This is a genomic window from Algibacter marinivivus (genome assembly GCF_003143755.1).
Lineage (GTDB): Bacteria > Bacteroidota > Bacteroidia > Flavobacteriales > Flavobacteriaceae > Algibacter_B > Algibacter_B marinivivus.
The window spans coordinates 1,213,823-1,235,535 of sequence record NZ_QFRI01000001.1 but is presented as its reverse complement, the minus strand read 5'-3'; the positions used below and the strand labels follow the sequence as shown (position 1 = coordinate 1,235,535).

General features: G+C 32.0%; 20 protein-coding genes. 11 read left to right on the top strand and 9 right to left on the bottom strand.

The window, feature by feature from the left end; genetic code table 11:
- Nucleotides 1-79: 79 nt before the first annotated feature.
- Together DIS18_RS05710 and DIS18_RS05705 are read right to left on the bottom strand one after the other, a co-directional pair.
- On the bottom strand, nucleotides 80-643 hold the full coding sequence (locus DIS18_RS05710) for a YciI family protein (RefSeq protein WP_109352047.1): 564 nt from the start codon (nucleotides 641-643) through the stop codon (nucleotides 80-82).
- Nucleotides 631-1,104, bottom strand: a complete 474-nt coding sequence (locus DIS18_RS05705) for a CYTH domain-containing protein (protein WP_109352046.1) — start codon at nucleotides 1,102-1,104, stop codon at nucleotides 631-633. The genes DIS18_RS05710 and DIS18_RS05705 overlap by 13 nt, the downstream gene beginning before the upstream one ends.
- 54 nt (nucleotides 1,105-1,158) lie before the next feature.
- Here DIS18_RS05705 and dinB point away from each other — a divergent pair, with 54 nt between their 5' ends.
- The gene (dinB, locus tag DIS18_RS05700; protein ID WP_109352045.1) at nucleotides 1,159-2,259 is read left to right on the top strand and encodes a DNA polymerase IV; all 1,101 of its coding nucleotides are present in this window, start codon (nucleotides 1,159-1,161) and stop codon (nucleotides 2,257-2,259) included.
- Here the strand turns inward: dinB and pdxR are convergent.
- Complete coding sequence (pdxR, locus tag DIS18_RS05695; RefSeq protein ID WP_109352044.1) at nucleotides 2,231-3,727, bottom strand: MocR-like pyridoxine biosynthesis transcription factor PdxR; 1,497 nt, start codon at nucleotides 3,725-3,727, stop codon at nucleotides 2,231-2,233. The genes dinB and pdxR overlap by 29 nt on opposite strands.
- Nucleotides 3,728-3,805: 78 nt before the next feature.
- Between pdxR and DIS18_RS05690 the strand changes: the two genes are divergently transcribed.
- From DIS18_RS05690 to DIS18_RS05680, 3 genes are read left to right on the top strand one after another with little or no spacing between them, the layout of a single operon-like run.
- Nucleotides 3,806-4,096, top strand: a complete 291-nt coding sequence (locus tag DIS18_RS05690) for a DUF1272 domain-containing protein (RefSeq protein WP_109352043.1) — start codon at nucleotides 3,806-3,808, stop codon at nucleotides 4,094-4,096.
- Between the two features lie 3 nt (nucleotides 4,097-4,099).
- Nucleotides 4,100-4,615, top strand: a complete 516-nt coding sequence (locus DIS18_RS05685) for a GNAT family N-acetyltransferase (protein ID WP_109352042.1) — start codon at nucleotides 4,100-4,102, stop codon at nucleotides 4,613-4,615.
- Nucleotides 4,616-4,617: 2 nt separating this feature from the next.
- Complete coding sequence (locus DIS18_RS05680) at nucleotides 4,618-5,286, top strand: pyridoxamine 5'-phosphate oxidase family protein (protein ID WP_109352041.1); 669 nt, start codon at nucleotides 4,618-4,620, stop codon at nucleotides 5,284-5,286.
- A gap of 188 nt (nucleotides 5,287-5,474) precedes the next feature.
- Here DIS18_RS05680 and pyk read toward each other — a convergent pair whose 3' ends face one another.
- The 5 genes from pyk to DIS18_RS05655 all read right to left on the bottom strand — a co-directional run bounded on the left by pyk (nucleotide 5,475) and on the right by DIS18_RS05655 (nucleotide 9,778).
- Nucleotides 5,475-6,917: a pyruvate kinase gene (pyk, locus tag DIS18_RS05675; protein WP_109352040.1), complete on the bottom strand. Its 1,443-nt coding sequence runs from the start codon at nucleotides 6,915-6,917 to the stop codon at nucleotides 5,475-5,477.
- Nucleotides 6,917-7,405 carry an IPExxxVDY family protein gene (locus DIS18_RS05670; RefSeq protein WP_109352039.1) on the bottom strand — a complete coding sequence of 163 codons (489 nt, stop codon included), beginning with the start codon at nucleotides 7,403-7,405 and terminating at the stop codon, nucleotides 6,917-6,919. Before DIS18_RS05670 ends, pyk begins: the two co-directional genes overlap by 1 nt.
- A 119-nt stretch (nucleotides 7,406-7,524) precedes the next feature.
- Entirely contained in the window at nucleotides 7,525-8,265 is a 741-nt protein-coding gene (rnc, locus tag DIS18_RS05665) for a ribonuclease III (protein WP_109352038.1), read from the bottom strand.
- A gap of 7 nt (nucleotides 8,266-8,272) precedes the next feature.
- Entirely contained in the window at nucleotides 8,273-9,523 is a 1,251-nt protein-coding gene (fabF, locus tag DIS18_RS05660; protein WP_109352037.1) for a beta-ketoacyl-ACP synthase II, read from the bottom strand.
- A 21-nt stretch (nucleotides 9,524-9,544) separates the two neighbouring features.
- On the bottom strand, nucleotides 9,545-9,778 hold the full coding sequence (locus DIS18_RS05655; protein ID WP_008269813.1) for an acyl carrier protein: 234 nt from the start codon (nucleotides 9,776-9,778) through the stop codon (nucleotides 9,545-9,547).
- 276 nt (nucleotides 9,779-10,054) lie between these two features.
- Between DIS18_RS05655 and purN the strand changes: the two genes are divergently transcribed.
- The 4 genes from purN to DIS18_RS05635 all read left to right on the top strand — a co-directional run bounded on the left by purN (nucleotide 10,055) and on the right by DIS18_RS05635 (nucleotide 14,381).
- Nucleotides 10,055-10,621 (top strand): phosphoribosylglycinamide formyltransferase, encoded by a 567-nt coding sequence (gene purN, locus DIS18_RS05650; protein ID WP_109352036.1) that lies wholly within the window; start codon nucleotides 10,055-10,057, stop codon nucleotides 10,619-10,621.
- Entirely contained in the window at nucleotides 10,614-11,255 is a 642-nt protein-coding gene (locus DIS18_RS05645) for a ribonuclease H1 domain-containing protein (protein WP_109352035.1), read from the top strand. Before purN ends, DIS18_RS05645 begins: the two co-directional genes overlap by 8 nt.
- Nucleotides 11,256-11,479: 224 nt before the next feature.
- Nucleotides 11,480-12,406 carry a PfkB family carbohydrate kinase gene (locus DIS18_RS05640; protein ID WP_109352034.1) on the top strand — a complete coding sequence of 309 codons (927 nt, stop codon included), beginning with the start codon at nucleotides 11,480-11,482 and terminating at the stop codon, nucleotides 12,404-12,406.
- Between the two features lie 76 nt (nucleotides 12,407-12,482).
- The gene (locus DIS18_RS05635; RefSeq protein WP_109352033.1) at nucleotides 12,483-14,381 is read left to right on the top strand and encodes an amidophosphoribosyltransferase; all 1,899 of its coding nucleotides are present in this window, start codon (nucleotides 12,483-12,485) and stop codon (nucleotides 14,379-14,381) included.
- Nucleotides 14,382-15,067: 686 nt separating this feature from the next.
- Here the strand turns inward: DIS18_RS05635 and DIS18_RS05630 are convergent.
- The gene (locus DIS18_RS05630) at nucleotides 15,068-15,676 is read right to left on the bottom strand and encodes a superoxide dismutase (RefSeq protein WP_109352032.1); all 609 of its coding nucleotides are present in this window, start codon (nucleotides 15,674-15,676) and stop codon (nucleotides 15,068-15,070) included.
- Nucleotides 15,677-15,802: 126 nt separating this feature from the next.
- Here DIS18_RS05630 and DIS18_RS05625 point away from each other — a divergent pair, with 126 nt between their 5' ends.
- The 3 genes from DIS18_RS05625 (at nucleotide 15,803) to DIS18_RS05615 (ending at nucleotide 21,655) form a co-directional block, all read left to right on the top strand.
- On the top strand, nucleotides 15,803-18,940 hold the full coding sequence (locus tag DIS18_RS05625; RefSeq protein WP_109352031.1) for a UvrD-helicase domain-containing protein: 3,138 nt from the start codon (nucleotides 15,803-15,805) through the stop codon (nucleotides 18,938-18,940).
- A gap of 21 nt (nucleotides 18,941-18,961) precedes the next feature.
- Nucleotides 18,962-20,155 (top strand): glycine C-acetyltransferase, encoded by a 1,194-nt coding sequence (gene kbl / locus DIS18_RS05620; RefSeq protein ID WP_109352030.1) that lies wholly within the window; start codon nucleotides 18,962-18,964, stop codon nucleotides 20,153-20,155.
- A gap of 123 nt (nucleotides 20,156-20,278) precedes the next feature.
- Entirely contained in the window at nucleotides 20,279-21,655 is a 1,377-nt protein-coding gene (locus DIS18_RS05615) for an OmpA family protein (protein WP_109352029.1), read from the top strand.
- Nucleotides 21,656-21,713 lie beyond the last annotated feature (58 nt).

The window sequence follows — 21,713 nt, the reverse complement described above, 5'->3', positions numbered from 1 at the left end:
AGAAAAAGTTATTCAAATAGAAATTACAAAAAGACTAAAAACCTATACAAAAACTATACAAGCAGATAAAACTATAACATTACCTTAACGGGAATCCTTTTGCTGCCCACCATGGGTGGATTTCTATTTCTAATCGTCCTGCAATAACCATAGGATCTGAATTAGCTAGACTATCTGCTATTTTTAATGTTGGCACGTTGTAAATTGTAATACCTCTCATCTCACCATCATCACCAAAGGGGCCTGAAATATCTGCATAACCTAAATCATACATTTTTTTTAAGTGCGCCATATGCAGTTTTTGTAGTTCTGCAGCTTCTTCTTCGTTTTGCCCCCTTATAGGTCCTTTCTTTAAAAAAGCCATAAAATACTGCTGCATTAAAATAGTGTCTTTGGTTTCTTCATTAACATAATCAAATATTTTATATCCTTTATGCGTAAGCTCTTCTTTGATTAGTTTTATATTCTTTGGCACCACCTCTTCAACTATTTCTTTAGTCTCTTCTGCAACAGTTTCTTTTAGTTCTTTTGAAACTTCTTTAAGATCTTCTTTTATCTCAGGTATTGCTTTTTGTTCCTCTTTACATCCAAGAAAGGATAAAGAAACAAATATTACTAAAATAGTTTTTTTTAAGATTTCCATGTGTTATAAGGTTGTTTACTTAATTGTGAATTGTAATATTTTATTTGTCCTGAAACTTCTTTTCCTAACCATTCTGGTTTTTCAAAGGCTTCATTTTCGCTCTTTAATTCTACTTCAGCAATAAATAAACCTTCATTATCACCAAAAAATTCATCTACTTCAAAAATATGCTTTCCTACTTTTACTTCATAACGCATTTTATCAATAACTCCCGATTCGCATAATTTTAGTAAGTTTTCAGCTTCGCTTTTAGGAATTTCTTTTTCCCATTCAAAACGTGATAATCCATTTTTTGAAGATTTCCCTTTAATAGTTAAATAGCCAACGTCTCCTTTAAACCTTACTCTAACCGCGCGTTGTTTATTGGAATTTAAATAACCCTGAATAATCCTAGTTTCTTTAAAAGCAGCTGTTTTAAAAGACATAGAATTAACTAAAAATTTACGTTCTATTTCTATCATGTATTATCCAAATGTAATTTTAATTTAAAGGTATTTAATGCCTAAATTTACGCTATGTCTAACGATTTACCAATACGAAAAATTATTCATGTAGATATGGATGCCTTTTACGCATCTGTAGAACAAATGGATAATCCCGAATTAAAAGGAAAAGCAATTGCTGTTGGTGGAGGAGGAAAACGAGGTGTTGTAAGTGCTGCGAGTTATGAAGCTAGAAAGTTTGGTGTAAAAAGCGCTATGGCTGGACGTTTAGCAGCTAAACTTTGTCCAGAATTAATTTTTGTTAGACCCCATTTTGAAAGGTATACAGAGATTTCTAAAAAGATTAGAAAAATATTTTATGACTACACGGATTTGGTTGAGCCACTATCTCTTGATGAAGCCTATCTAGATGTTACCAAAAACAAAAAGGGAAACCCAAGTGCTTCTTTAATTGCAAAAGAAATTCGAGAACGCATTTTAGATGAAGTAGGATTAACAGCGTCTGCTGGTATATCTATTAATAAATTTATTGCTAAAGTAGCCAGTGATTACAACAAACCTAACGGGCAAAAAACGGTAAATCCTGAGGAAGTTCTTGAGTTTTTAGAGCAGTTAGATATCAGAAAATTTTATGGTGTTGGTAAAGTTACTGCTGAAAAAATGTATCAAAAAGGCATTTTTACTGGCATGGATTTGAAGCAGAAATCTTTAGAGTATTTAGATGAAAACTTTGGAAAATCTGGACGATACTATTACTACATTGTAAGAGGTATTCATAACAGCGAAGTAAAACCCCATAGAACTAGAAAGAGTTTAGCTGCAGAACGTACATTTAGCGAGAACCTATCTTCTGAAGTATTTATGCTTGAAAAATTAGAGCGCATAGCAGAAGAGATATCGCGTAGGTTGTTAAAAAGTAAAGTTGCAGGTAAAACCTTGACTTTAAAAATCAAATACAGTGATTTTACATTACAAACACGAAGCAAAACTTTACCTTATTATATAAGTGATAAAGATGTGATTTTAGAAACTGCCAAGGGCTTATTATATCAAGAAAAGCTTAATAATTCTGTTAGGTTATTAGGAATATCAATGTCTAATTTAAATACTGAAAAGAAGAAAAAACCTGAAGTAAAAAAGAGCGTTAGTGTGCAGTTGCGGTTTGAGTTTTAATTTCGTCCATTGTGTTCTTTAATCTATTTATCAATTCATAAATTTCTTTTTCGTTGTAGGTAGCAAAACCAATTCTTATACAATTATGTTTCAACTTAGCGCTATCATAACGCTGCCAATCACCAATTTCTAATTTATACTTTTTTGCAACTTTAGATATATTCCCCCATGTATACTTTGAATCCAGTTTTACCCAAATTGCCATTCCGCCTTTTGGTATTTCAAATTCAAATAAATCCCCTAATTGTGCTTTTAAAAGATTACAAAACAAATCACGTCGTTGTTTATAAATCTTCATTACTTTTCGAATATGTCTATCTAAATCTCCAGATTTTATAAAACTGGCAAAGGTTAATTCTAGTAGCGCATCACCTTGTCTATCTAAATAACCTCTTAGTTTAGACGCTTCATCTACAAACTCTTTTGAAGCTATTAAATACCCTATTCTAAAAACTGGTGCTACTGTTTTACAAATTGAGCCTATATAGATCACGTTTCCGTTTGTATCGTGACTTGCTAGTGGTAAAATTGGAGCATGATTATAATTAAAATCGTAATCATAATCATCTTCAATAATTGCAAAGTTATATCGTCTTGAAAGGTTTAAAAGATGAATTCTTCTTTTTGCTGAGAGCGTTACTGTTGTTGGGTGATGATGATGTGATGTTACATAAACTGCCTTAATTTGTTTTAGTTTACAAAGCTTTTCAATATCATCAGTTACTATTCCGTTTTCATCAACCAAAACACGTTCAATTTTTGCATTTTGGTATAAAAAAGTTGAATCTGCAGATGTGTAATTGGTATTTCCAACAACAACAATATCATCATTCTTAAGTAACAATTGCGATGATAACCAAATGCCCATTTGACTACCACGTGTAATCAACACGTTTTCTTTATTAATATGTAAACCTCTGGTAGTATTTAAATAATCTACCAAAACAGTTCGCAATGTATCATTGCCGTATGTTGAGCCATAAGACAAATGACCAAATACGTTTTTTTTAGAGGAAACTCTTCTGTATGTTCTTGCTATTTCATCAATTGGTGTTAATCTGCTATCTGAAATCCCATCATTCAAATACATAAAACCATCTGTTTTTTTGATAGTTTTTTTAGGAAAAACACTATTCTTATAAAAGGAAAAACCAGTTTGAATTTTAAAATCAGAAACTGCAGAATTATCTAATTTTTGTTGATGTAATAAGGGTAAGTTACTAAGTACAAAAGTTCCCTTTTTTGGAATACTTTCTACCCATCCCTGCATCAATAAATCATCATAACAAGCAACAATTGTTTTTCTATGTACATTTAACTGTTCTGCTAAAACTCTACTCCCAGGAAGTTTGGTGTTAGGAGCTAAAGTTTGATTTTTAATATATTTTATAATTTGATTTGATAATTGTAAATACAATGACTGACTACTTTTTCTATCAAATTGAATACTGGTCTTAAATGGAAACATCTGGACTACTTAATATATTTATTCTGGACGACTATAGCAGTCCACAAATATAATATTTTTGTAATACATATAAATGATATGCTAGAAATAAGACCAAATTGCGAGCACTGTAATATAGATTTACCAAACACTTCTACTGAAGCTATGATATGCTCTTTTGAATGTACGTATTGTAAAACATGTGCTATTGAGGTATTTGAAAATGTATGTCCGAGTTGTTCAGGAAATTTTGTTGAACGCCCTATTAGACCACAAAGAGAGGTTGATAGAAACCCAGCATCAATTAAACGCATTTATAAACCAAAAGATTTAGAAAAGGCAAAAATAAATTCGGATATGTTTAAAAATATTTCTCCTGAAAATAGATAGATTATGATAGAAATAAGAAGAGCAACTCCATCTGATGCAACTTATATTGCTTTGTTAGGAAGAATTACCTACTCAGAATCTCACGGAAAATATATAGAGAATAAAAAACATTTACTTGATTTTTTTAACCAACACCATTCGGTTTCTAAAATAAAGGAAGAGTTGAATGATGATGATGTCTTATTTTGGATTGTTTTTTCTGATGAATTACCAATTGGTTTTGCAAAGCTTTGTTTGAACATGAAACATCCATTAAAATTAGATGTTAATTCTTGCAAACTAGAAAGACTTTATATTCTGAATGATTTTATTGGTTTAAAAATAGGTTCTAGACTACAAGATATTGTATTACAAAAAGCAAAGGATTTAAAATACAAAGACATCTGGTTAACTGCTTATTATAAAAACAAAAGAGGGATTAATTTTTATAAAAAAAATGGCTTTAAAGATATTGGAACCATTAATTATTTTGTTGGAGAAAGTAATTACCCAAATCAAATTTTTGCTAAAGAATTATAACAATGAAAGACTATTCAAAATCAAAACTAAACAGAATAAAACGTGGGCAAATTAGAGCTACCTATGATGTTGAAAAAATCAATTCAATATTAGATGCAGGTTTTATAGGTTATGTAAGCTATATATACCAAGATAGAGCCATTACGCTACCAATGGCTTATGGAAGAAAAGAAGATAAAATTTACTTACATGGCTCTCAAGCTAACAGGATGCTTTTAGCTTTATTAGAAGCAAAACAAATGAGTATGACTGTTATGCATTTAGATGCTTTGGTTTTAGCGCGCTCTGGTTTACACCATTCAGTAAATTATCGTTCAGCTACTTTATTTGGTTCTATTAAAAACCTTGAAAATCCTAAAGAAAAAGAAGCTGCTCTTGCTTGTTTTATGGAACATATGATGACAGGTCGTTGGGATGGCATTAGGCCTATGCACAAAAAAGAGTTAGACAGAACTATGGTTGTTGAAATGACTATTGAAACGGCTTCTGCAAAAGTTAGAGATGTTGGTGTTGGGGACGAACCAGAAGATTATAATTTGGATGTTTGGGCTGGTTTAGTACCTTTAAAACAGGTAGCTGAATATCCAATACCTGATAAAGGGTTACCACAGAAAATGGAAATTCCTAAGCATGTTTTGGATTATTACCAGCAAAATAAATATAACGCTTAATACTTGAAACCCTTCGACTACGCTCAGGATAAACTTATCCTTTTAAATAGAAAAAACTGCTTTTGGGCAGTTTTTTCTATTTAAAAGATATAGTGAAACATTTATGTTCAGGAATTCCTTAATTTAAAATTAAAAACCATGAATAAAAGCGCGACCCTTGTGGTAACGCCCAAATATTTATAACAACTTTAGAAATTACAGGTTTCAATTTCTGTAACACGTAATGTATTAACCATCCCTTTATCTTGAATTGGCATTGCTGCTAAACTAATTAGCATATCTCCAACATCTAGATAACCTTTTTTACAGGCTATGGCATTTACATCTTCAATAGTTTCATCAGTGCTTACAAACTTATCATAATAGAATGCACGGACGCCCCAAAGTAAACTTAAACGCGTTAAGATACGCTTGTTTGATGTGAATACTAAAATATGACATGATGGTCTCCATGCTGAAATTTGAAATGCTGTATAACCACTATTTGTTAATGTAGAAATAGCTTTTGCACTAATCTCGTTTGCCATATTAGCGGCATGATAACATATAGATTTTGTGATGTAACGATTGGTACGAATATGTGGCGGTAGTTGAGGTACTTTAATTAAATCTGAACCTTCAACGCTTTTTAAAATATTTGCCATTTGCCTAATTACTTGAACTGGATATTGACCTACAGAAGTTTCGCCAGAAAGCATTACGGCATCAGCACCATCCATTACAGAGTTAGCAACATCGTTTACTTCTGCTCTGGTTGGTGTTAAACTATCTATCATAGTTTCCATCATTTGTGTTGCAATGATGACTGGAATCCTTGCTTTTTTAGCGCGTAGTACCAATTGTTTTTGAATAAGTGGTACTTCTTCTGCTGGAACTTCTACTCCTAAATCGCCACGGGCTACCATTAAACCATCACAATGCGCTACAATTTTATCAATGTTTTCAACCGCTTCTGGTTTTTCAATTTTAGCTATGATTGGGATTTTATGATCTGCATGTTTTGCTATTAAATCTCGTAATTGCATTAAATCTTCTGCATGACGTACAAACGATAAGGCTATCCAATCTACATCTTGACTGATGGCGAAAATAGCGTCTTCAATATCCTTTTCAGTTAATGCTGGCTGTGAGATATCAGTGTTAGGAAGATTAACTCCTTTTTTAGATTTTAATGGGCCACCTTGTATAACTTTAGCCTTTACTTCTGATTTTTTATCAGTAGAAACCACTTCAAAAAGTAATTTTCCATCATCTAAAAGAATACGCTCTCCTGGTTTTGCGTCTTGCGGGAACCTATCATAGGTCATATAAACACGCTCTTTTGTGCCTTCAAAACGTTCACCTGTAGCAAAAATAATTTCGTCTCCTGGGTTTACAACTACTTCCTCCTTCATAACGCCTACACGAAGTTTTGGCCCCTGTAAATCTGCTAAAATTGCTGCAGTAAAACCATATTCTTCATTAAGTTCTCGTATCATTTGGATACGCTCTTTAACATCATCATAATCTGCGTGAGAGAAGTTTATCCTAAAAACATTTGCTCCTTCTTCAAGCATGCCTTTTAAAACGTCTTTGGAACTGGTAGCTGGCCCTAAGGTTGCTACTATTTTGGTTTTTTTATCTATTGACATTAGTTAAAAATTAAATTTTCTTTAGATTTCAATTCACTAGAATCTATACTGTAAGCGGTTGCAATTTGAGGTATTTTTAATATACTATCTAAAATATATTTTTCTTTACTGAAACTGAACTCGCTATCTATTTTTAAAAAATAGTTTACCGTTTTATGTTCTGGTAATAATTGAAATGTTTTGGTTACTTTTTGTTGATTATCGAATAACGATGTAAAATCTGTTTGATGAAGTTCTTCTTCAATTTTACATATATTAGATACCAAACTCCATGTTACTAATTGTTTATGGTCTTCCCATTCAAAAATTGAATAAGAACCTTGTCCGTTTTTATAATCTATATCTGAAGGTTTTCTAGAAAGTGTAACACCCAAATTCTTGTTAAGAAGGTACGCTAAGCGATAGTCTTCTAATCTGCAATGTATTGCTATTAGGGTGTATAATGCTTCTTCAAAAACATCATCAAGAATAAGTTTGTGAACAGCCATAACTTATTTTTAAATTTCGTAAATATAATATTTATAAAGCTGAGTTTGACAAGCTTTATGTTAATCTTGGTAAGAAATACAACTAAAACGTTGTAGTGTATTAGTAAGAAATAAGATGCTTAAATCATCTTAGACATTCTACTTTGAAATGCAAAAAAAGCGCGTTTTGATGCTTTTTCTTCTGCTTTTTTCTTTGAAGTTGCTCTAGCTTTTGCAATAACTTTTTCATCTATGGATAGTTTTACTGAAAAATGCCTAACATCATCATTACCAGTATCTTCATAAACGTTGTAACCAAATGTCTTCTTTTCTTTCTGACACCATTCAATCAATAAACTCTTATAACTGATAACTTTACCTTCTAAAGTTTCAATATCAACATAAGGAATTATTACTCGATTGAAGATGAATTTCTCACAGTATTTATAGCCTTTGTCTAAAAAAATGGCACCAACCAATGCCTCAAACAAATTACCGTGAATATTATCTCCAAATTGTCCTGAAGGTATTTTGCTTTTAACTAAGTCAATGAGTTTTAAATCTTTTCCTAACTCATTTAAATGCTCTCTACTTACAATTTTAGAACGCATTTTTGTTAAATAACCTTCATCTCCACTTGGTACTTCTAAATATAAATGAGATGCAATTACAGAACTTAACATAGCATCTCCTAAAAACTCTAAACGTTCGTAATTAAATGGATTTCCTTTACCATCTCTGATATTCATAGAGCGATGCGTGAAAGCTTTTTGGTAGTACTTTATTTTCTTGGGTTTAAATCCAAGAATTTTAGTTAATTCCATAAAAAAATTCCCGTTACGTTTAAAACGGGAATTTAGTATGTTACGAATGTTTTTCATTCGGGATTTAATCTATTTTCTTGAATACTACACAAGCGTTGTGACCGCCAAATCCAAATGTATTACTCATTGCTACTTTTACGTCTCGCTTTTGAGCCTTATTTAAGGTTAAATTTAATTCAGGATCAATATTTTCATCTACTGTAGTATGGTTAATTGTAGGGGGCACAATACCGTGTTCCATTGCCAATATAACCGAAATAGCTTCAATAGCTCCAGCTGCACCTAAAAGGTGGCCTGTCATTGATTTTGTTGAATTAATATTTATGTTTTTTGCGTGACTTCCAAATACTTCTGAAATTGCTTTAAGTTCTGCAACGTCTCCTAAAGGTGTAGATGTACCATGTGTATTAATATGGTCTACATCTTCAGGTTTAAGACCTGCATTATCAAGACAATTTTTCATTACAGCTATAACACCAATTCCTTCTGGATGAGGAGCCGTCATATGGTGTGCATCAGAAGATAAACCTCCTCCAATACATTCCGCATATATTTTAGCACCTCTTGCTTTTGCATGTTCATATTCTTCTAGAACTAGTGCTCCAGCTCCTTCACCTAAAACAAAACCATCTCTGGTAGCGTCAAAAGGTCTGGAAGCCGTTTCTGGACTTTCATTTCTAGTTGATAGGGCATGCATAGCATTAAATCCTCCCATACCAGCAATAGTAACTGCAGCTTCACTTCCTCCTGTAACAACTACGTCTGTATGTCCTAAACGTATTGAGTTTAAAGCATCAAACATGGCGTTAGCAGAAGAAGCACAAGCAGAAACCGTTGTATAGTTTGGCCCCATAAAACCATGTTTTATAGAGATGTTTCCTGGTGCTATATCAGCAATCATTTTCGGAATAAAGAATGGGTTAAATCTTGGTGTACCATCTCCAGCAGCAAAGTTTAAAACTTCTTGCTGAAAGGTTTCTAATCCACCAATACCTGCTCCCCATATAACACCAACACGTAACTTATCAACTTGATCTAGATTTAATTTAGCATCTTCAATGGCTTCATCTGCTGCTACCATAGCATATTGTGCAAACTTATCCATTTTACGAGCTTCTTTTCTATCAAGAAAGTCGGTTACGTTAAAGTTTTTTAGCTCGCAAGCGAACTTAGTTTTAAACTTTTCGGTATCATAATATGTTATAGGCGCAGCTCCACTTTTACCACTAATTAAAGCTTCCCAATATTCATCTTTGGTATTGCCAATTGGTGTTAAAGCGCCCAATCCTGTGACTACAACTCGCTTTAATTCCATAAAGTATTTTGATTGTTTTTCTTATTTAGCTTCTTCTATATAAGAGATAGCTTGACCAACTGTTGCGATATTTTCCGCTTGGTCGTCTGGTATTTGAATATCGAATTCTTTTTCGAACTCCATAATTAATTCCACAGTGTCTAAAGAGTCTGCTCCTAAATCGTTTGTGAAGCTAGCTTCAGTAACAACTTCGTTCTCATCTACTCCTAATTTGTCCACGATAATCGCTTTTACTCTTGATGCAATGTCTGACATAATCTTTTAATTTAAATGTTTTAATTAGTTGGCAAAAATAAAAAACTTTATTTTATAATACACTTTTACAGTAAAAATGTGTTTGTAATTTACTAAAATTACTTTTAAGTAATTAGTTTTTCCCTTCTAATTGTTAATAATTATTCTTTTTTTTGTTCGAATAATATTAACACTATAGTCTGTAAAATGAAATGAGCTTACGAATTTTGCTGAACATTGTTGTAATTTCGATTTACGAATTACATCTGACATTAATTTTAAAATAAAAACCAACAGATGAAACGTATTATAATTTTTGCGTCCGGAAGTGGTACTAATGCTGAAAATTTAATTAAGTTTTTTCACAACAGCGATAATGCGTCTGTTATTCAAATACTAACTAACAATCCTCATGCCAAAGTTTTAGAGCGTGCTAAAAAATTAAAAGTTAGTGCTTTGTCATTCAACAGAATAGCCTTTTCAAAAACAAATGATATACTAAATATATTATTAGCTTCAAAGCCAGACTTAATTGTTTTAGCAGGGTTTTTATGGAAGTTTCCTGAACATATTTTGAAGGAGTTTCCAAATAAAGTAATAAATGTTCATCCTGCTTTATTACCTAAATATGGAGGAAAAGGTATGTACGGTATACATGTTCATGAAGCTGTTGTTAAAAATAATGAAACCGAAACTGGTATAACTATACATTATGTAAATGAGCATTATGATGAAGGGGCTATTATTTTTCAAACATCATGTAAAGTGGATAAAAACGATAATGCTGAAGATGTAGCTTCAAAAATTCATGAATTGGAGATGGAACATTTTCCGAAGGTTGTTGATAAACTTCTAAATGAGTAAAAAGAAAAAGAAATATTACACCGTTTGGAAAGGACATCATACAGGTGTTTTTGAGTCATGGGATGATTGCAAAGCTCAAATTAAAGATTTTCAAGGCGCTCAGTACAAATCATTTTCAACATTTGATGCAGCAAAAAAAGCGCTAAAAGGAAATTATAAAGACTATATAGGAAAAACTAAAAAGTTTACTTCTGAGTTATCTGAAACACAACTTAAAAAAATAGGGCAACCAAATTACAATTCTATTTCAGTTGATGCAGCCTCAAGTGGGAATCCTGGTATTATGGAATATCGTGGTGTAGACACAAAAACAAAAAAACAACTATTTATTCAAGGTCCTTTTGAAGAAGGCACCAATAATATAGGAGAGTTTTTAGCACTTGTACATGGTTTAGCTATTCTTAAAAATAATAATAGCGATAGAATATTATACACTGATTCTAAAACCGCAATGAGTTGGGTTAGAAAAAAAAACTGCAACACAAAACTCAAGCGCAATAAAAAAAACAAACCTGTTTTTGACTTAGTTGATAGAGCTATTGAATGGTTAAACAATAATACTTACAAAACTGTTATTGTAAAATGGGAAACCAAAGCTTGGGGTGAAATTCCTGCTGATTTTGGCAGAAAATAAACTTGTATATTTTGATTAGTCATTCTATTAAATAAAAAAATAAGGGGTGTAATAAATTACATCCCCCAATCTTAAATTGATAATAGCATATAGTTTTAAGACACACCCTTTCTTAAAAAGTCACATTAAAAAGAACTTTAGTAACATTAAGCTTAATTGAAAAAATATAGTCGTTCTAATCTATAAAAAGACTTATATTTGCACCTTAATTTCACATCTCATTTATGAGTAAATTAGTTATTGTTGGTACTGTAGCTTTTGATGCTATTGAAACACCTTTCGGAAAAACCGATAAAATTCTTGGTGGAGCTGCAACTTATATTGGTCTTGCTGCTTCTCATTTTAATATTGATGCTGCAGCCGTTTCTGTTGTTGGTGGCGATTTTCCTCAAGCCTATTTAGATTTATTATCAAATAAAAATATTGATGTTTCTGGTGTTGAAATTGTTAAAGAAGGAAAAACATTCTTTTGGAGCGGACGCTATCATAACGATATGAATTCTCGCGATACGCTTGCAACAGAATTGAATACACTTGCTGATTTTAATCCTGTAGTTCCAGAAAACTATAAAGATGCTGAGGTTGTTATGTTAGGGAACTTACACCCTATTGTTCAATCTAGTGTTTTAGACCAAATGACAACTAAACCAAAATTAGTGATTTTAGACACTATGAATTTTTGGATGGATTGTGCACTTGATGATTTGCTTAATGTTATTAAACGCATTGATGTTATAACAATAAACGATGAAGAGGCAAGACAATTAACTGGTGAATACTCATTAGTTGTTGCCGCTAAAAAAATTCATGAAATGGGCCCTAAATATGTAGTGATTAAAAAAGGAGAACACGGCGCATTACTATTTCATAATGAAAATGTATTTTACGCACCCGCTTTACCTTTAAAAGAAGTTTTTGATCCAACTGGTGCTGGTGATACTTTTGCAGGTGGGTTTGCTGGGTATATAGCAAAAACGAACGATACATCATTTGAAAACATGAAAAATGCCGTAATATATGGTTCAACTCTAGCGTCATTTTGTGTTGAAAAATTTGGAACTGAACGTATGCAAAACCTATCAAATGAAGAAGTTCATAAACGACTATTGCAGTTTAAGCAACTAACGCAATTTGATATAGAATTAACATAAACCAACGCGCTCTAAAATAGAGTGCGTTTTTTGATTAAAATAATTTTTATTCCGCGAAAGCGAAAATATCTACAATATGAGTGATGCCTTAAAACACGAATGTGGAATAGCCATGATTAGGCTCTTAAAGCCATTAGAGTTTTATAAAGAAAAATATGGTAGTGCATTTTATGGTGTAAACAAAATGTATTTAATGATGGAAAAACAGCACAATCGTGGACAAGATGGTGCTGGTTTTGCAAGTATAAAATTAGATACAAAACCTGGTCAGCGCTACATAAGTAGAGTGCGATCTATTGAACAACAACCCATTCAAGATATTTTTGATCAAATTAATGATAGAATTAACAAAGAATTTGAAGCACATCCTGAATATAAAGATGATGTTGCAGCACAAAAAAGGAATATTCCGTACATAGGTGAAGTTTTATTAGGGCATGTACGCTACGGAACTTTCGGAAAAAACAGTGTTGAAAGTGTACATCCGTTTTTAAGGCAAAATAACTGGATGCATAGAAATTTAATTATGGCTGGGAACTTTAACATGACTAATGTTAAAGAACTTTTTAGCAACTTAATAGAATTAGGTCAGCATCCTAAAGAATACACCGACACCATAACAATCATGGAAAAAATTGGTCATTTTTTAGATGATGCGGTTAGTAAAATATATAAAGACTTAAAAAAAGAAGGTTATAATAAAAGAGATGCCTCTCCTCAAATAGCAGAACGTTTAAAGGTTAGTAAAATACTAAGGCGAGCAGCAAAAAACTGGGATGGTGGTTATGCTATGGCAGGACTTATTGGTCATGGAGATTCTTTTGTATTAAGAGACCCGGCAGGAATTAGACCAGCCTATTATTATAAGGATGATGAAATTGTAGTTGTTGCTTCTGAGCGCCCAGTAATTCAAACCGTTTTTAATGTTGATTTTAATGATGTTAAGGAATTAGAACCAGGACATGCCATTATTACTAAAAAATCTGGTCAGGTTGGTATTAAAAAAATCCTTGAACCTTTAGAAAGAAAATCTTGCTCTTTTGAGCGTATTTATTTTTCAAGAGGAAGTGATGCCGAAATTTATCAAGAACGCAAAATGTTAGGTAAATTATTAATGCCGAAAGTTCTTGAGGCTATTGATAATGATACTAAGAACACCGTTTTCTCATACATCCCTAATACAGCAGAAACATCTTTTTTTGGAATGATTGAAACTGCTGAAGATTTTATTAATAAAACTAAAACCAATGCCATTTTAAACGGACAACGTTCTTTATCTGCTGCAAAGGTTACTGAGATTTTATCTGAGCATGCTAGGGTTGAAAAAATAGCCATTAAAGATGTTAAGCTAAGAACATTTATTACTGAAGATAGTAGTCGTGATGATTTGGTAGCCCATGTCTATGATGTTACTTACGGTGTTATTAAACCTAACGACAACCTAGTTATTATAGACGATAGTATCGTAAGAGGTACCACTTTAAAAATGAGTATCTTAAAAATGCTAGATCGTTTAAACCCAAAAAAAATAATTGTGGTGTCTTCTGCTCCGCAAATTAGATATCCTGATTGTTATGGTATTGATATGGCTAACCTTGAAAGCTTAGTGGCCTTTAGAGCTGCTTTAGAATTATTAAAAGAATCTGGTAAATATGATATTGTAAAAGAGGTTTATGATAAATGTATTACGCAAACAGATTTAAAAGATAAATATGTTCAGAATTTTGTAAAAGAGATTTATGACCCTTTCACTGATGAGCAAATTTCTGATAAAATATCTGAGTTACTAAGTGATGAAACAGTTAAGGCGGAAGTGAAAATTATTTTTCAACCTGTAGAGAATTTACACAAGGCTTGTCCTGAACATTTAGGAGATTGGTATTTTACTGGAAACTACCCAACTGTAGGCGGTAATAGAGTAGTAAATAGAGCGTTTATAAACTTTTACGAAGGTAATAATGAACGTGCCTATTAATTATCAAATTGTTAAATTCTAAGCAAGAAAACTACAAATCACGTATTTTGACCCAAAAAAGTGCGTTTTGTCTAAAAAATAATCAGAATATTTAAATTACATATAAATTGGTCTCACCATAACATAAGTAGGTTAAGTTCATGGTAGATTTGGGGCAAAAAAAGCTGAACTTCTGTTCGGCTTTTTTTATGCAATTAAGTTTCTTTTTTTATGTTTTTTTTATTCTTGCATTTTATCCTATTTAATTCGCACAATCTCTTTTAAGCCAATATTTGCGCCGTTTAACTAAAATATTTTAACGAACAGTATCACTGCCATATATTTGAATCACCATAACATAAGTAGGTTAAGTTTATGGTAGATTTGGGGCAAAAAGGTGAACGCAAGTTCACCTTTTTCATTTTATATAATTTGCCTTTTTTGAAATTGTGTTTTTTAATACTTCGAAATATATAATAAGCGTAATTGTTCTCTTTTTACTCGAACTTTTTTAGACTAGATTTAGTAAAATTATTAGAACTGTTGCTGACGGATTGGTGCGTTAAGGATAGTAGTGATAACCCACAGCTTTTGCTCCCTAACGCAGAAGCGAGGACTTGTAACGGATAGCCTGACCCTTTAGGGTAACGCCATAAAAAAAGCAAATCCATTTCTGAATTTGCCTTTAATTTAATGTACTGTATGTTTTATTTTGCTGCTGCGTAACGCTTTTCAACTTCATTCCAATTAACTACACTAAAGAATGCTTTGATATAATCTGGACGACGGTTTTGGTAGTTTAAGTAGTATGCATGTTCCCAAACGTCTAAGCCTAAAATTGGAGTTCCGCCACAGCTTACTCCTGGCATTAATGGATTGTCTTGGTTTGGTGTTGAGCAAATTTCTACATTACCTCCTTTATGAACACATAACCATGCCCAACCTGAGCCAAAACGTGTAGCTGCTGCACTTGAAAAGGCTTCGATAAATGCATCTTTTGAGCCGTAAGCTGCTTCAATAGCATCTTTTAAATCTCCAGATAAATACCCTTTATCTTCTGGATTCATAACGTCCCAAAATAAAGAGTGGTTGTAAAAACCGCCTCCATTATTTCTAACGCCAGAGTTTTCCATATCTAATCCAGTTAAAATATCTTCTATAGATTTTCCCTCTAAATCTGTTCCTTCTATTGCTGCGTTTAATTTATTTGTATAGCCTTGGTGGTGCTTAGTATGGTGTATTTCCATTGTTCTTGCATCCATATGAGGTTCTAAAGCATCATAAGCATATCCTAATTTCGGTAATTCGAAAGCCATAATTATTTTGTTTTTAATTATTAATATTTAATTTCCTTCAAATTTACGCATAAAACGGGTCAATAAAAAATAATAAATAGCTATGAAACCATTGATAGTTTTTATCTTGTAGGCAAATCATTCTTCATGCAACAATCGTCTCCTTTTAGTATTTACAATGCCTCTGCAGGAAGTGGAAAAACGTATACACTTGTTAAGGAATATTTGAAGATTTTATTTCGGTCTAATCACTCTGAACCTTTTAAACGCATTTTAGCAATAACTTTTACAAATAAGGCTGTTGCTGAGATGAAAGTGCGAATTATAGAAAGTCTAAAAAGTTTTTCTTCAAAAGAGAATCTCGAAAAACCTATAGATATGTTTATTGATATTTCTAAAGAGTTACAGATTAATCCTCCTGTTTTACGTGAAAAATCAAAGCGCTTATTAAACACGATATTGCATAATTATGCTGCATTTGATATTTCGACCATTGATGGTTTTACACATAAATTAATTAGAACTTTTGCTTATGATTTAAGATTACCTTTAAATTTTGAAGTTGAATTAGATCAAGATGCTTTATTGAACGAGGCTGTTGATAGTTTGATTGCTAAAGCTGGAAATGATAAAGATTTGACAAAAATTTTAGTTGATTTTGCTATTGAAAAAACCGATGATGATAAAAGTTGGGATGTCTCTTTTGATTTTAACAAGATTGCTAAACTATTAGTAAATGAAAACGATATGCCTTTTATAAATGGTTTGAAGGATAAAACTTTAAACGATTTTAAAGTCCTTAAAACACAATTGAAAAAGGAAATTTCTGGTTTAGAAAAACAAATTGTTGAAACTAGCGAAAGTATTCTTCTTTTAATTGAAGAAGCCGGATTAGAGTTTTCAGATTTTAGCAGTAGTTACCTACCTAAACATTTTGAAAAATTATCAAAGAAAAATTTTGATGCGAATTTTGATGCCAAATGGCAAGAAGATATAGAAACTAAAGCACTATATCCCAAGCGTGTAACCGATAATATCGCTTCAATAATTGAACAAATACAACCACAACTAGCATTAAGTTTTAATGTAACAAAAAAAGCTATTTTTCATTTAAAATTTTTGAAAGCGTTTTATAAAAATGTAACACCTTTATCTGTTTTAAAAGCTATTAATAATGAATTGCAACTTTTGAAAGAAGATCAAAATAAGATGTTGATTTCTGAATTTAATTCTATTATTAGCAATGAAATAAAAGAACAGCCAACACCTTTTATATATGAACGTTTGGGAGAAAAATTCAAACATTATTTTATTGACGAGTTTCAAGATACGTCTGTAATGCAATGGGAAAATTTAATTCCGTTGTTAGACAATTCTGTATCTGGAATTAATGGAAGCACCATGTTGGTTGGTGATGCAAAACAAGCTATTTATCGTTGGCGTGGTGGAAAAGCGGAACAGTTTATTGATTTATTTAATAAAAAAAAATCACCATTTTATATTGAACAAGATGTAAAGAACCTTGAGGAAAACTACCGAAGTTATAAGGAAATAGTAGACTTTAACAATGGCTTTTTTAAATTTCTGGCGAATCAGGTTTTTAATAATGAAGATTATAAAGTGCTTTATGAAAAAGCCCATCAAAACATTACAAAAACTGAAGAAGGTTATGTTTCAATATCATTTTTAGATCTTGAAAAGGAAGATAATAGAAACGTAGAATTTCCTTCAGCAGTTTTAAATACCATAAATACATCTATTGAAAATGGATTTAATCTTGAGGATATTTGTGTTTTAGTTAGAAAGAAAAAAGAAGGTGTCGCTATTGCTGATTATTTGAGTTTGAATAAAGTGCCTATAATTTCATCTGAAACATTACTAATTAATAATTCTCCTGAAATCGTTTTTATAAATGATTTATTATTGCTTCTTATTCAGCCTGAAAACAAAGAATCAAAAATTAAGGTTTTAAATTATTTAACTTCACTTTTTAAGCTTGAAGACAAGCATGATTTTTTTACAAAACACATAAACCTTTCTACTGAAGATTTATTAAAAAAATTAGAAACCTTTGAGGTTTTTGTAGATAGCAATCAATTACTACAACTTCCGCTTTATGATTTGACTGAAACTATTGTTAGAAGCTTTAATTTAGTTAAAAAATCAAATGCTTACATTCAGTTTTATCTAGATATTGTTTTAGATTTTTCACAAAAAAAGGGATCTGATATTTCAGCATTTTTAGATTATTTCGATAAGAAAAAAGATAGTTTGAGTATTATTTCACCTCAAGGGCAAAACGCTGTTCAAATCATGACCATCCATAAATCCAAAGGTTTAGAGTTTCCCGTTGTGATTTTTCCTTATGCAGATTTGGATATTTACAGAGAAATTGAACCTAAAGAGTGGTTTAGTCTAGATAAAGAAAAATACAACGGATTTCCCCATGCTCTTTTAAACTACAATAAAGATTTTGAAAATTACGGTGATGAAGGCTTACGCATATTCAATAAACATAAATCTGAACAAGAATTAGATAATATTAATTTACTCTATGTAGTTTTAACAAGAGCTGTTGAGCAAATGCATATTATTTCAACAAAAGACATATCATCTAAAGGCGAAGTGAATGCAAAAAAATATTCTGGTTTATTGATAAATTATCTTCAACAGAAAAGTATCTGGAATGATTCAGAATTAAATTACAGCTTCGGAAATTCTAAAAGAACACTAAAAGTTGCTTCCTCGTTAAAAAAAGACATTCACCTACAACAAGAATTTATTTCCACAGCAAAAGAAGATCATAATATAAAAGTTGTCACAAAATCTGGATTACTTTGGGATACCCGCCAAGAAGAAGCCATTGAAAAAGGAAATTTAATTCATGATATTATGGCTCAAATAAAAACGAGCGATGATGTTGATTTTGTTATTAATGACTTTTTGAAATCTTCGGCTATTAGTCAAGAACAAGCTCTAGCTGTAAAAGACATCCTTATAAGTATTATTGAACACCCAAAACTTAAAGATTATTTCTCTTCCGATTATACTATTTATAACGAGCGTGATATTATTTCTAAAGATGGCATTATTTTTAGACCAGATAGAATTGTTTTAAATTCAAAAAATGAAGCTATAATAATAGATTATAAAACAGGTTTGGAGGACAAAAAACATGGTCAGCAATTGCAATCTTATCAAGATGTTTTGGAAGACATGAAAATAGCAGTTAAAAAGAAAGTTCTAATCTATATAAATGATGATATTTTAGTAAAAGATGTTTAAATTTGCATAAAACGCAATAAAATGTACGGAAAACTGAAAAATCATCTCCAAGAAGAGCTTCAAGACATAAAAAATAATGGGCTCTATAAAGAGGAACGTATAATCACCTCAGCACAAGGCGCAGAAATTACTTTAAATACAGGCGAAACCGTTTTAAACTTTTGTGCCAATAACTACTTGGGACTATCATCTCACCCTGAGGTTATACAAGCAGCAAAAGATACTATGGATACTCATGGTTTTGGGATGAGTTCTGTGCGGTTTATTTGTGGTACTCAAGATATTCACAAAACATTAGAACAAAAAATAGCCAATTTTTATCAGACTGAAGACACCATATTATATGCTGCAGCTTTTGATGCTAATGGTGGGGTTTTTGAACCATTATTGGGGAAAGAGGATGCTATTATTTCAGATTCATTAAATCACGCCTCAATTATTGATGGTGTTCGCTTATGTAAAGCAGCAAGATATCGTTATCAAAATAATGATATGACTGATTTAGAAAAACAACTTATTTCTGCCAACCAAAATAATGCTCGTTTTAAAATTATAGTAACTGATGGGGTGTTTTCTATGGATGGTTTAGTTGCTCCACTAGATAAAATTTGTGATTTAGCTGATAAATATAATGCATTGGTTATGATTGATGAATGTCACGCTACTGGCTTTATAGGTAAAACAGGTAGAGGAACTCTTGAAGAAAAAGGTGTTTTAGAACGTATAGACATAATAACTGGTACTCTTGGAAAGGCTCTAGGTGGTGCTATGGGTGGTTATACTACTGGTAAAAAAGAGATTATAGATATGTTACGACAACGCTCAAGACCTTATTTATTTTCTAATTCTCTAGCTCCAGCTATTGTTGGCGCATCTATAAAAGTATTTGATATGTTGGCAAACAATACAGAGTTAAGGGATACTCTAGAATGGAATACAAATTATTTTAAAAAAGGTATGAAATCTGCCGGTTTTGATATTGTAGATGGTGATTCAGCAATTGTTCCAGTGATGCTATATGATGCAAAACTATCTCAAACAATGGCAAATATGCTTTTAAACGAAGGAATTTATGTAATTGGGTTCTTTTTTCCTGTTGTTCCTAAAGATAAAGCAAGAATTAGAGTCCAATTATCCGCAGCACATACAAAAATCCATTTAGACAAGGCTTTAAAAGCCTTTATCAAAGTAGGAAAAGCACTAAATGTTATCTAAATTCATTATGAACTATCGACGAACTGCACAAATCTCCTATTTTTTTATATATTTGTCTTTGTTAATAACATTTAACAACTTACTTTTGTTCACAATTAACACTTAAAAATTAAACTTTTGAATATGAAAAATCTTAGCAGATTATTGTTCGCTATGTTGCTTGTACTTGGTTATAGCAACGTAAATGCGCAAGACCAAAACAACCCATGGCAAATTACTATTGGTGTAAATGCAGTTGATGGATATCCTTCAGGTGATGGTGCTCCATTTAGTGAAACTTTCGGTGATGAATTATTTAATGCAACTGATCACTGGAACATTTTACCTTCTTTATCAACGATCTCTGTATCTAAATACCTAAGTGATGGCTTTTCTTTTGGAATTGCTGGTTCTTTAAATAAAATAGATAAATGGGGAGATATCAGTAAAGCGCCAGATGTTACTAACAAAGTTGATGACTTATCATACTATGCTATTGATGGTACTATCAAATATAACTTCTTAGAAGGCAAAACTATCGACCCATTTGTTGGTGTAGGAGGTGGTTACACTTGGATAGATGAAATTGGAGCTGGTACAGTTAATGGAACATTAGGTTTCAATGTTTGGTTTAGTGAGAATGTTGGTTTAACACTACAAAGTTCTTACAAACATGCATTTGAAGATTACTTAGATACACACTTCCAGCATTCAGCTGGTTTATCAATTAAATTTGGTGGAACTGATACAGACGGTGATGGTATATATGACAAAGATGATGCTTGTCCAGATGTTGCTGGCTTAGAAGCCTTCAACGGATGTCCTGATTCTGATGGAGATGGTATCGAAGACAGTAAAGATGATTGTCCTAACGAAGCTGGTTTAGCTGAACTAAACGGATGTCCTGATACTGATGGTGATGGTATTGCTGATAACAAAGATAACTGTCCTACAGTTGCTGGTTTAAAAGCTTTAGCTGGTTGTCCTGATGCAGACGGTGACGGTGTTACTGATGCTGATGATAAATGTCCTAACACTGCAGGTCCTGCAGCAAACAAAGGATGCCCATGGCCAGATACTGACGGTGATGGTGTATTAGACAAAGACGATAAATGTCCAGACGTTAAAGGTACTGTTGCAAACAATGGTTGTCCTGAAGTTACTGAAACTGTTCAAAAACAATTGAACGAGTATGCTAAAACTATCTTATTTGATACTGGTAAAGCATCTATAAAGTCTCAATCTGAAGCTGTATTAGGAGATATCATTAACATACTTAAAGAATACTCTACAGCTAAATTTACAGTTGAAGGTCATACTGATAGCGTAGGTAGCGAAAAACTAAATCAAAGATTATCTGACTCTAGAGCTAATTCTGTGAAAGAATACTTAGTGAGTCATGGTATTGATGCTTTCAGATTATCTGCTCTTGGTTATGGAGAATCTAAACCAATTGATTCTAACAAAACTAGAGCTGGTAGAGCTAATAACAGACGTGTAGAAATTAACTTAGCAAAATAAGCTAAAAAAGCTAATTTTAATAAATAAGTTTACAAAAAACGCTTCGGGTTTCCGAAGC

Excerpts from the sequence above, each read along its gene's own strand:
- DIS18_RS05710 (WP_109352047.1), bottom strand. The coding sequence starts at position 643 with ATGGAAATCTTAAAAAAAACTATTTTAGTAATATTTGTTTCTTTATCC.
- DIS18_RS05705 (WP_109352046.1), bottom strand. The coding sequence starts at position 1,104 with ATGATAGAAATAGAACGTAAATTTTTAGTTAATTCTATGTCTTTTAAA.
- dinB (WP_109352045.1), top strand. The coding sequence starts at position 1,159 with ATGTCTAACGATTTACCAATACGAAAAATTATTCATGTAGATATGGAT.
- pdxR (WP_109352044.1), bottom strand. The coding sequence starts at position 3,727 with ATGTTTCCATTTAAGACCAGTATTCAATTTGATAGAAAAAGTAGTCAG.
- DIS18_RS05690 (WP_109352043.1), top strand. The coding sequence starts at position 3,806 with ATGCTAGAAATAAGACCAAATTGCGAGCACTGTAATATAGATTTACCA.
- DIS18_RS05685 (WP_109352042.1), top strand. The coding sequence starts at position 4,100 with ATGATAGAAATAAGAAGAGCAACTCCATCTGATGCAACTTATATTGCT.
- DIS18_RS05680 (WP_109352041.1), top strand. The coding sequence starts at position 4,618 with ATGAAAGACTATTCAAAATCAAAACTAAACAGAATAAAACGTGGGCAA.
- pyk (WP_109352040.1), bottom strand. The coding sequence starts at position 6,917 with ATGTCAATAGATAAAAAAACCAAAATAGTAGCAACCTTAGGGCCAGCT.
- DIS18_RS05670 (WP_109352039.1), bottom strand. The coding sequence starts at position 7,405 with ATGGCTGTTCACAAACTTATTCTTGATGATGTTTTTGAAGAAGCATTA.
- rnc (WP_109352038.1), bottom strand. The coding sequence starts at position 8,265 with ATGAAAAACATTCGTAACATACTAAATTCCCGTTTTAAACGTAACGGG.
- fabF (WP_109352037.1), bottom strand. The coding sequence starts at position 9,523 with ATGGAATTAAAGCGAGTTGTAGTCACAGGATTGGGCGCTTTAACACCA.
- DIS18_RS05655 (WP_008269813.1), bottom strand. The coding sequence starts at position 9,778 with ATGTCAGACATTGCATCAAGAGTAAAAGCGATTATCGTGGACAAATTA.
- purN (WP_109352036.1), top strand. The coding sequence starts at position 10,055 with ATGAAACGTATTATAATTTTTGCGTCCGGAAGTGGTACTAATGCTGAA.
- DIS18_RS05645 (WP_109352035.1), top strand. The coding sequence starts at position 10,614 with ATGAGTAAAAAGAAAAAGAAATATTACACCGTTTGGAAAGGACATCAT.
- DIS18_RS05640 (WP_109352034.1), top strand. The coding sequence starts at position 11,480 with ATGAGTAAATTAGTTATTGTTGGTACTGTAGCTTTTGATGCTATTGAA.
- DIS18_RS05635 (WP_109352033.1), top strand. The coding sequence starts at position 12,483 with ATGAGTGATGCCTTAAAACACGAATGTGGAATAGCCATGATTAGGCTC.
- DIS18_RS05630 (WP_109352032.1), bottom strand. The coding sequence starts at position 15,676 with ATGGCTTTCGAATTACCGAAATTAGGATATGCTTATGATGCTTTAGAA.
- DIS18_RS05625 (WP_109352031.1), top strand. The coding sequence starts at position 15,803 with ATGCAACAATCGTCTCCTTTTAGTATTTACAATGCCTCTGCAGGAAGT.
- kbl (WP_109352030.1), top strand. The coding sequence starts at position 18,962 with ATGTACGGAAAACTGAAAAATCATCTCCAAGAAGAGCTTCAAGACATA.
- DIS18_RS05615 (WP_109352029.1), top strand. The coding sequence starts at position 20,279 with ATGAAAAATCTTAGCAGATTATTGTTCGCTATGTTGCTTGTACTTGGT.